Origin of the sequence: Stieleria sedimenti, from assembly GCF_025060895.1 — a bacterium.
GTDB classification, from domain to species: Bacteria; Planctomycetota; Planctomycetia; order Pirellulales; family Pirellulaceae; genus Stieleria; species Stieleria sedimenti.
This window is the reverse complement of sequence record NZ_JANZKV010000040.1, coordinates 20,450-27,521: the sequence shown is the minus strand read 5'-3', so window position 1 is coordinate 27,521 and position 7,072 is coordinate 20,450. Positions and strand designations below refer to the sequence as shown.

Here is a 7,072-nt window from a genome sequence, read left to right as displayed (position 1 = left end):
AGCGGGTTTTTTCGTGCGCGCTAGGCAGTTAGCAGTTAGCAGTTAGCAGTTAGCCGGGGAAATGGGACCAATAGGACCTAGGGGACGTATGGGTCCTATCTGTCCCATTGGTCCTATTTTCAACGCCCGCCCGAGAGAGGCGATTGGGGACAGACCCCAGGTGATTGGGGACAGACCCCAGGTGATTGAGACCGCGGTGGGGACAGACCCCGCAGGGGGAGACGCGGCGGCGGACCGCTGGACGTTGCTGACGTGCAATGGTTGGATCCGACAATCGAGTTTATCGATTAGGCAAGCATTAACGATTAGGTGGCCGGTAGCCGATAAGTGGATTCGAGGAAGTTGTGTACGTGCAACTCGTTCCCTACGTCGATGACGCTGAGTCTGCAAAATGTCGTTTCTATCGCTGCTGCGAAACCCTTGGACTGCCGCCGTGGCTGGCGGAGTGTGGATCACTTTCGCTTCCACCCTCGATTCGCTACCCGCCGCCGAGGGGCGTTCGGCTGCGGAAACAACTATCGCGACGCAGTCGGAACAGGATTCGCCGCTGATGAACTGGCGACCCGTCTCGACAGGCACGGGCGATACCAGACGAAAACGAGAATTTCGTCCCCAGAACCATCACCGCCCATCGGTCGCTACGGTGTCGCACGAGTACTTCCCCGCCGAATCGTTCGACGTCCAATGTGACACCCTGGGCTGTGACGGACTCGGTTGTGGCAGCATGGGCGCGACGAGACGTCGTCGAACACCATTTTCAATCCACGCCGAGTACCTGCTGTGGTCACTCGATGCGGTCGAGCTACCCGCCTTGGTCACGACCAGCCCCGCAGGGACGGCGCCGGAAGACACGGGGCGTCTGGATCAATCCGGGACGTCGATTTTGTTTGGCGGAACCGGGGTCGGAGACGAATTACGTTCGGGCGCCCGTGTCACGTTGAGTTGGGGCATCAATGCATGCGGCGATGGGTTTGAATTGAGCGGCCTGGGTGTCTTTGAGGACAGCGAGAGTTTTCGCGACGGCCGCGCCTTGTTGGCCCGCCCCGTCTTTGACAACGGGTCGAACAGCGAAAGCGCAATGCTGATCGCCCATCCGGACTTCTTGACCGGCAGCGTTTCTGTCCAGGTCGATAGTGAGTTATATGCCTTTGACGCCATGCGTCGTCAACGACTTTGCACCTCATCGTGCGATCAGCTGGACCTGTTGATCGGCTACCGTCATGGGCGCCTCGATGAATCGCTGCGGATCGACCAAGTCGGCGCATTCACTGCCGCCCAGGGGCAAATCATCTCGGGAACAACCCAAACCCTGTTTGACGAGTTTCAGGCCGAAAACCGATTCCACGGAGCTCAGATCGGACTGCATTACCTGCGCCGCTGTCGCAGTTCCTCGACCTTCAACGCGATGGCAAAACTCGGCATCGGCGTCAATCAGGCCGAAGCGCGGATCAACGGTCAAACCACCAACACCGTTCCCGGCGCGGGATCGAGCACCTTCACCGGCGGGCTGCTGGCTCAATCGACCAACGTCGGCAGCTATGATGAATCGGAATTCAGTGTGATCCCCGAGTTGGGTGTGATGTTCACGACGCGTTTGGATCGCTACATCGAATTATCTGTCGGTTACAACGTGATCATCTGGTCCAACACGTTGCGTGTTGCGGACATGATTGATCGCAACGTCTCGCAGTTCCCTCCGGAGGTCCCGTCGGGAACGCTTGACCCTTCGTTCGAGTACGAAACCGATACCTTCATCGCTCACGGACTGAGCTTTGGTGCCATGGTTTCGTTCTAGTGCCGCTGGAAGCTTACGCTGTCGGAATCGCAAGCTGGAAGCTTACGCTGTCGGAATCGCAAGCTGGAAGCTTACGCTGTCGGAATCGCAAGCTGGAAGCTTACGCCACTTATGCGTCCGATGGACCTTAGGACGACTGGACAGTAATCGTCAGCGTTTGTTCGACAGTCAATCCGTAGCGATCTTGGGCGAGCACACGGATGCTGAAGGAGTTGGGCGATCCGGAATCGATGGGCACCGCGGACTTCAGTTGATCGCCGTCGATCGTGAAGGAGGCGTTATCGGTATCGCCTGATCCGGCTACCAGGCTGAAGCTATGGACATCGGTTGAATTGGAATCGGTCGCCGTCAACGTTCCGACGACGGTGCCCGATGGATCGCCGTCGTTGAGCGTCGAGCTGCTCAGTGCCACCGCTGAGGGTGCAACGTTGGCTTCGGTCACGTCAATGCTGAAGATCTGTTCGGTGAACAGCCCTTGGGAGTCTTCCGCTCGCACCCGTAGCGAATACAGGGATTGGATCGCATCGTCGACCGCTTCGGTGATCACGAGTTGATTGTTCTCGATCTTAAAGTCGGCGTTATCCGCGTCGCCATCACCTGAAACGAGCGACAGCGTCAACGTGTCACCGCCGTCGGGGTCGTCGGCGAACAGGTCTCCGATCACCGTGTCGGTCGGTTGTCCGTCGGCGACCGACGCGAAACTGAGGCTCAGGTTCTCTGGCGCTTCATTGACGTCGGTCACCGAGATCGCGAACACGTCTTCGACAAACAACCCGAACGGATCGGTGCTGCGAACACGAACGCTGTAGCTGGACTGCGATTCGAAATCCAGGGTGGTATTGAGTGTCAGCGTGTCGCCGTCGATGGCGAACGACGCGTTGTCGGTATCGCCGGTGCCGGAGACGAGGGTGTAGACAAACACGTCCGAGCTGTTCGCGTCGGTGGTCGTCAATGTTCCGATGGCCGAATCCAAGGCAGCGTTTTCGGCGATCGTCGAATTGCTCAGCGCGACCGCGGTTGGAGCGACGTTTTCGCTGGTGATGTCGATCGTGAAGGTGTTTTCGACGGAGAGGCCATCGGCATCGGTGACCTGTACCCGAATCGAGTAGCTGGATTTGGTGCTTTGGTCCGCTGCGAACGCGGTGATCAGTTCGTCGCCGGAAATCGTGAAGGATGCGTTGTCATCGTCGCCGGTTCCGGACACCAGGGTGTACGTCGGCGTGTCGCCGCTGTCGGGGTCATCGCTGGAGAGCGTTCCCACGACGGTGCCGCTGGGTTGACCGTCGGCGACGCTGGAATGACTGAGTGAAACCGCGGTTGCTGACTCGTTGACGTTGGTGATGGAAATCACCAGCACCTGCTCGACAAACAAGCCACTCGAATCGGTGCTGCGGATGCGGATGGAGTAGAAATCTTGCGACTCAAAATCGAACGACTCCGCCGTCAGAAGTTGACCGCCCGAGATCGTAAACGATGCGTTGTCGTCGTCACCGTCGCCGGAAACAAACGTGTAAGTGTGCGTGTCACTGGGGTTGGAATCGGTGGTTTCCAGGTCACCGACCACGGTCGCGGTCGCGCTGTTTTCGACAACCGTGTCGCTGCTGAGTGTGACTTCCGAGGGTGCCGAATCACCTTGCGTGATCGTCAAGACCTGTTCGAAGGATTCACCGCCGGCATCGGTCGTCCGCACCCGCACGCTATAGCTGGATTGCGAACTGAAATCCAACGTCGCGGCGGTTTGAAGTTCGTCGCCGGAGATGGAGAACGAGGCGTTGTCATCGTCTCCGGTTCCACTGACGAGCGAGTACGTGAACGTATCGCCGGAATCGACATCGGTGGTGGAAAGTGTGCCGACCGTTGTGCCGACCGCCGCATCGGCACCGACGGTGGCATTGCTAAGAGCCAGCGCGGTCGGTGTTTCGTTGACGTCCGAAACGGTGATGGTAAACGTTTGGTCGACTGACAATCCACCCGCATCGGTGCTTCGGACGACGACGCTGTAGCTGGATTTGGTTTCAAAGTCCAACGCCGTTGCGACCAGCAGAGAGTTTCCGGAAATGGTGAACGCGGTGCTGGTGGTGCTACCGTCGATGGAAACGATGCTGTAGGTGTGGGTGTCACCACTGTCCGCATCGGTGGTGCTGAAGGTACCGACGGCTGTTCCACTGGAAACATTTTCGTCGACGGTTGTGCTGCTGATCGCCAGTGCCGTCGGCGCGACGTTGACATGCTCGACGGTCAACGTCAGCACACGTTCGATGAAACGACCGGTCGAATCGGTGGATCGCACACGGATCGTGACCGAGTTCTGGGTAGAGGCATCGAAGGTCTGCGCGGTGACGAGCGAGTTGCCGTTGATGGTGAAGGACGCGTTGTCGCTGTCGCCGGTACCACTGACAAGCGTGTAAGTGTGTGTGTCACCGGAATCGGGGTCGGAGGTCGTGAAGGTTCCCACGGTCGTGCCGACGGCGGACGAGTCATCGATGCTGTCGGATGACAAACTGATTCCCGTGGGAGCTTGAGCATCGGGAAGGTCGGGGATGTTCGGTGTCGACAGCCCCACGACTCGGCGTAGCACATCACTGGCATCCAACGGGCTCACTCCGTCGACACCGGTCACGTCGCCCAAAAGGACCGGATCAATGTTGGGGAACAAGCGAGTCGACGCGGTGGTGCCGGTCGGGTTGGTGAATACGAATCCTGAATCCAGATCCACACCGACCCGGGCGATCAGTCGCGCGTCTTCGGCGTCGTAGCGTCGGTTTTGATTGACGTCGCCGGGGAACGCTACGACATGCAACGCATCATCCGCGGCCGCATCCATGGCACCCGCATTGACGTCAAGCGCCGTCATGCGGACCGATTGGCTGGTGCCATACGGAGCGTCTTCGGGGACCGTGGCGATGATGTCGACCAGATCGGCGGCGCCGGCGGCCAAGGGAGCGAGGCTGAAAAAGGAAATGGTGGCGACACCGGGGACCGTCAAATTGACGTCGACTTGACTGTTTGCCGGTGCATCACTGCCCAATTGAACGCCACTGATGTCCAGCAACGTCGGATCGTATTGGATCGTCAACGTCAACGACGTGACGCCGTCGGCATCGCTCAATTGAATCGGCAATCCCGGCGGCAGGTCCTGTCCGCTGCCGGCGGCCGGGACCTGAATCGCTTGCGTCGGGCCGCGCACGAAGTCCGGCAAGCTGACGACGAGCGCCGGTCCGCTGGCAACCGTAAAGGTGTCCACAAAATCTCCGCCCGCCACGGAATCATCGTCGCCGTCCAATAATTCGCCGTCGGCCAGATCCTTGAACCCGTCGGTCGCGCTGCGCAGCGTCACGGTGTAGGTGTCGGCCGCCAGTGGTCCACCGCTGGCGATGAACGTCAGCGACGTTCCATCAATGATCAACGACCCCGCAACGTCTCCGCTGGTCGCTCCGGTCAACGTGACATCGGCGGCACCGGCCAGCCCGTTTTCGGAGTCGTAAAGGTTGATGACGGACGTGTCAATTTCTTCGCTCAGTTCCGCCACAAACCCGCTGGACGTGGGGCTAAACGAAGCGATCGAGGCGGCCAACACACGTCGTGATTCAAGTGTTTCCAATCGACTACTTCGCCCGAAGTGCTTCCGCGAGCGATCTGGGGAAGGCTTGGCGGACCAGCGGCGTGAGGCGAGACGCGAGAAAAATCCCTTGGTGTGTTGACGCATGTTGACGTGTGACCTTGTCCGGGGCATGCCGGTGCAAAAAAGCGGTGTGGGGCAGTCCGTCGCGGAAGATCAATCGCCGTCGAAAAATCCGTTATGCGGCGTTCTGCTAAAAGGGCGGATTCGCCGACACCGACGATCCGCCCGTGCCTGTCAGGCGGATTCGTCAGCAGGGATGTCACACCGCAAAGAAAGTTTTTTGGGGACAACCATTCGACCCTCCCCTCACTGCGCCCGACCCGCCCTGCCAGGGAGGGTGACTTAGGAAGAGTCGAGCATGGTTTTCTCTGAAATCTCTGTGACACCAGGGGCTGCGAATCCGCCTAGTCCCTGAGCACCTACCCGCATCCCCGCCTGATAGCCCCATGAAATTTATGCCCAGAAACAGACGACGACGCCCGACGATCGAAAGTCTTTCGGCCCGTCGGTTGCTGGCCGCGGTCGACATTGCCGATGATTTGACGGCGGCGCCGGCCTCGATCGTTTCCGTTCCCGTCAATATCGATGACGCCGATGGAGTCCGCGGTGCCGAGATTCGGCTCAGCTACAACAGCGACCTGTTGGATCTGGACCAAGCCGATGTCACCGCCGGCTCGGTCTGGGACAGTGGCAATGACACTCAGTTGACCGTGAATGTCGATGATGCAACCGGGACCATTGTCATCTTCGTCTCGTCGTCTTCCGAATTAGCCGCGACCGCGGGAAGCCTGGTCGAGTTGCGGTTCACCGTCGACGGGGAGGCAACGGTCGGGACGTCGACCGTGCTCGACCTGACCTCCGTCGTTTTAAACGAAGGCCAGCTCAGTGTCACACCGTCACCGATCGCGGGGGACGATGAAACCGACGGGACCCTGACGATTGTCGCAAGCGGCTCGGAGACGATCTCCGGTTTCGTGTTCGCAGACGCCGATGCCAACGGTAGCTTGGATGCCGGAGAGGCAATCCCGGGTGTCACGATCACGTTGGTCAACACGACGTCCGGCGCGCAGCAGCAGACCGTGACAGCAGCCGATGGAAGGTACCAGTTCACCGAACTTCCGGCGGGGACGTATACGATCACTCAACAACAACCCGTCGCCTACTTGGATGACGGGGACAATGAATTGACCGCGACGCTGACGGCCGGCGACGCGTTGCAGGATCAGAATTTCACCGAACTCGGCCTGCTTCCCGCATTCTTGTACAACCGGCTGCTGACAACGCTGGTGATGCCGATCGGCTCGGATGCCTGGTCCAGCGAAATCGGTCGAACCAACGACAACGCGGAATCCGGAAGCGTCGCAACGGCACCCACGATCACCTCCGCCTCGGTCGCCGCGACGTCCCTGAATTCGTTGGATGCGGCGAATGAATCGGCAACCGCTGCTGCAGCGACATCCGATTTGTTATTGAATGTTTCAGGCGGCGAGGGAGAGATGGTTCCCGCCACCACTGACGCGATCATTGGCACGTTCCCATCGCCCGCCCCCGTGAGCGCCGTGTTGCCTAAAAACAAAACCCAGGACGAAGACGAGGTGCTCGATCAGGTCTACGCGACGACGCAGCTTTGGTAGGCGGCCAGCGGAGAAGCGGCA

The 7,072-nt window shown here is 59.5% G+C and carries 3 protein-coding genes; 2 read left to right on the top strand and 1 reads right to left on the bottom strand.

The window, feature by feature from the left end:
* Positions 1–391 precede the first annotated feature (391 nt).
* On the top strand, positions 392–1,795 hold the full coding sequence (locus NZK35_RS06210; protein WP_259631728.1) for a BBP7 family outer membrane beta-barrel protein: 1,404 nt from the start codon (positions 392–394) through the stop codon (positions 1,793–1,795).
* 127 nt (positions 1,796–1,922) lie between these two features.
* Here the strand turns inward: NZK35_RS06210 and NZK35_RS06205 are convergent, their stop codons facing one another.
* Positions 1,923–5,501, bottom strand: a complete 3,579-nt coding sequence (locus NZK35_RS06205) for a cadherin domain-containing protein (protein ID WP_259631727.1) — start codon at positions 5,499–5,501, stop codon at positions 1,923–1,925.
* Between the two features lie 371 nt (positions 5,502–5,872).
* On the opposite strand from NZK35_RS06205, the gene NZK35_RS06200 reads away from it, so the two are divergent.
* Complete coding sequence (locus NZK35_RS06200; RefSeq protein WP_259631726.1) at positions 5,873–7,051, top strand: cohesin domain-containing protein; 1,179 nt, start codon at positions 5,873–5,875, stop codon at positions 7,049–7,051.
* Positions 7,052–7,072 lie beyond the last annotated feature (21 nt).

Coding starts and splice junctions, on each gene's coding strand:
- NZK35_RS06210 (WP_259631728.1), top strand. CDS start 392: ATGTCGTTTCTATCGCTGCTGCGAAACCCTTGGACTGCCGCCGTGGCT.
- NZK35_RS06205 (WP_259631727.1), bottom strand. CDS start 5,501: ATGCGTCAACACACCAAGGGATTTTTCTCGCGTCTCGCCTCACGCCGC.
- NZK35_RS06200 (WP_259631726.1), top strand. CDS start 5,873: ATGCCCAGAAACAGACGACGACGCCCGACGATCGAAAGTCTTTCGGCC.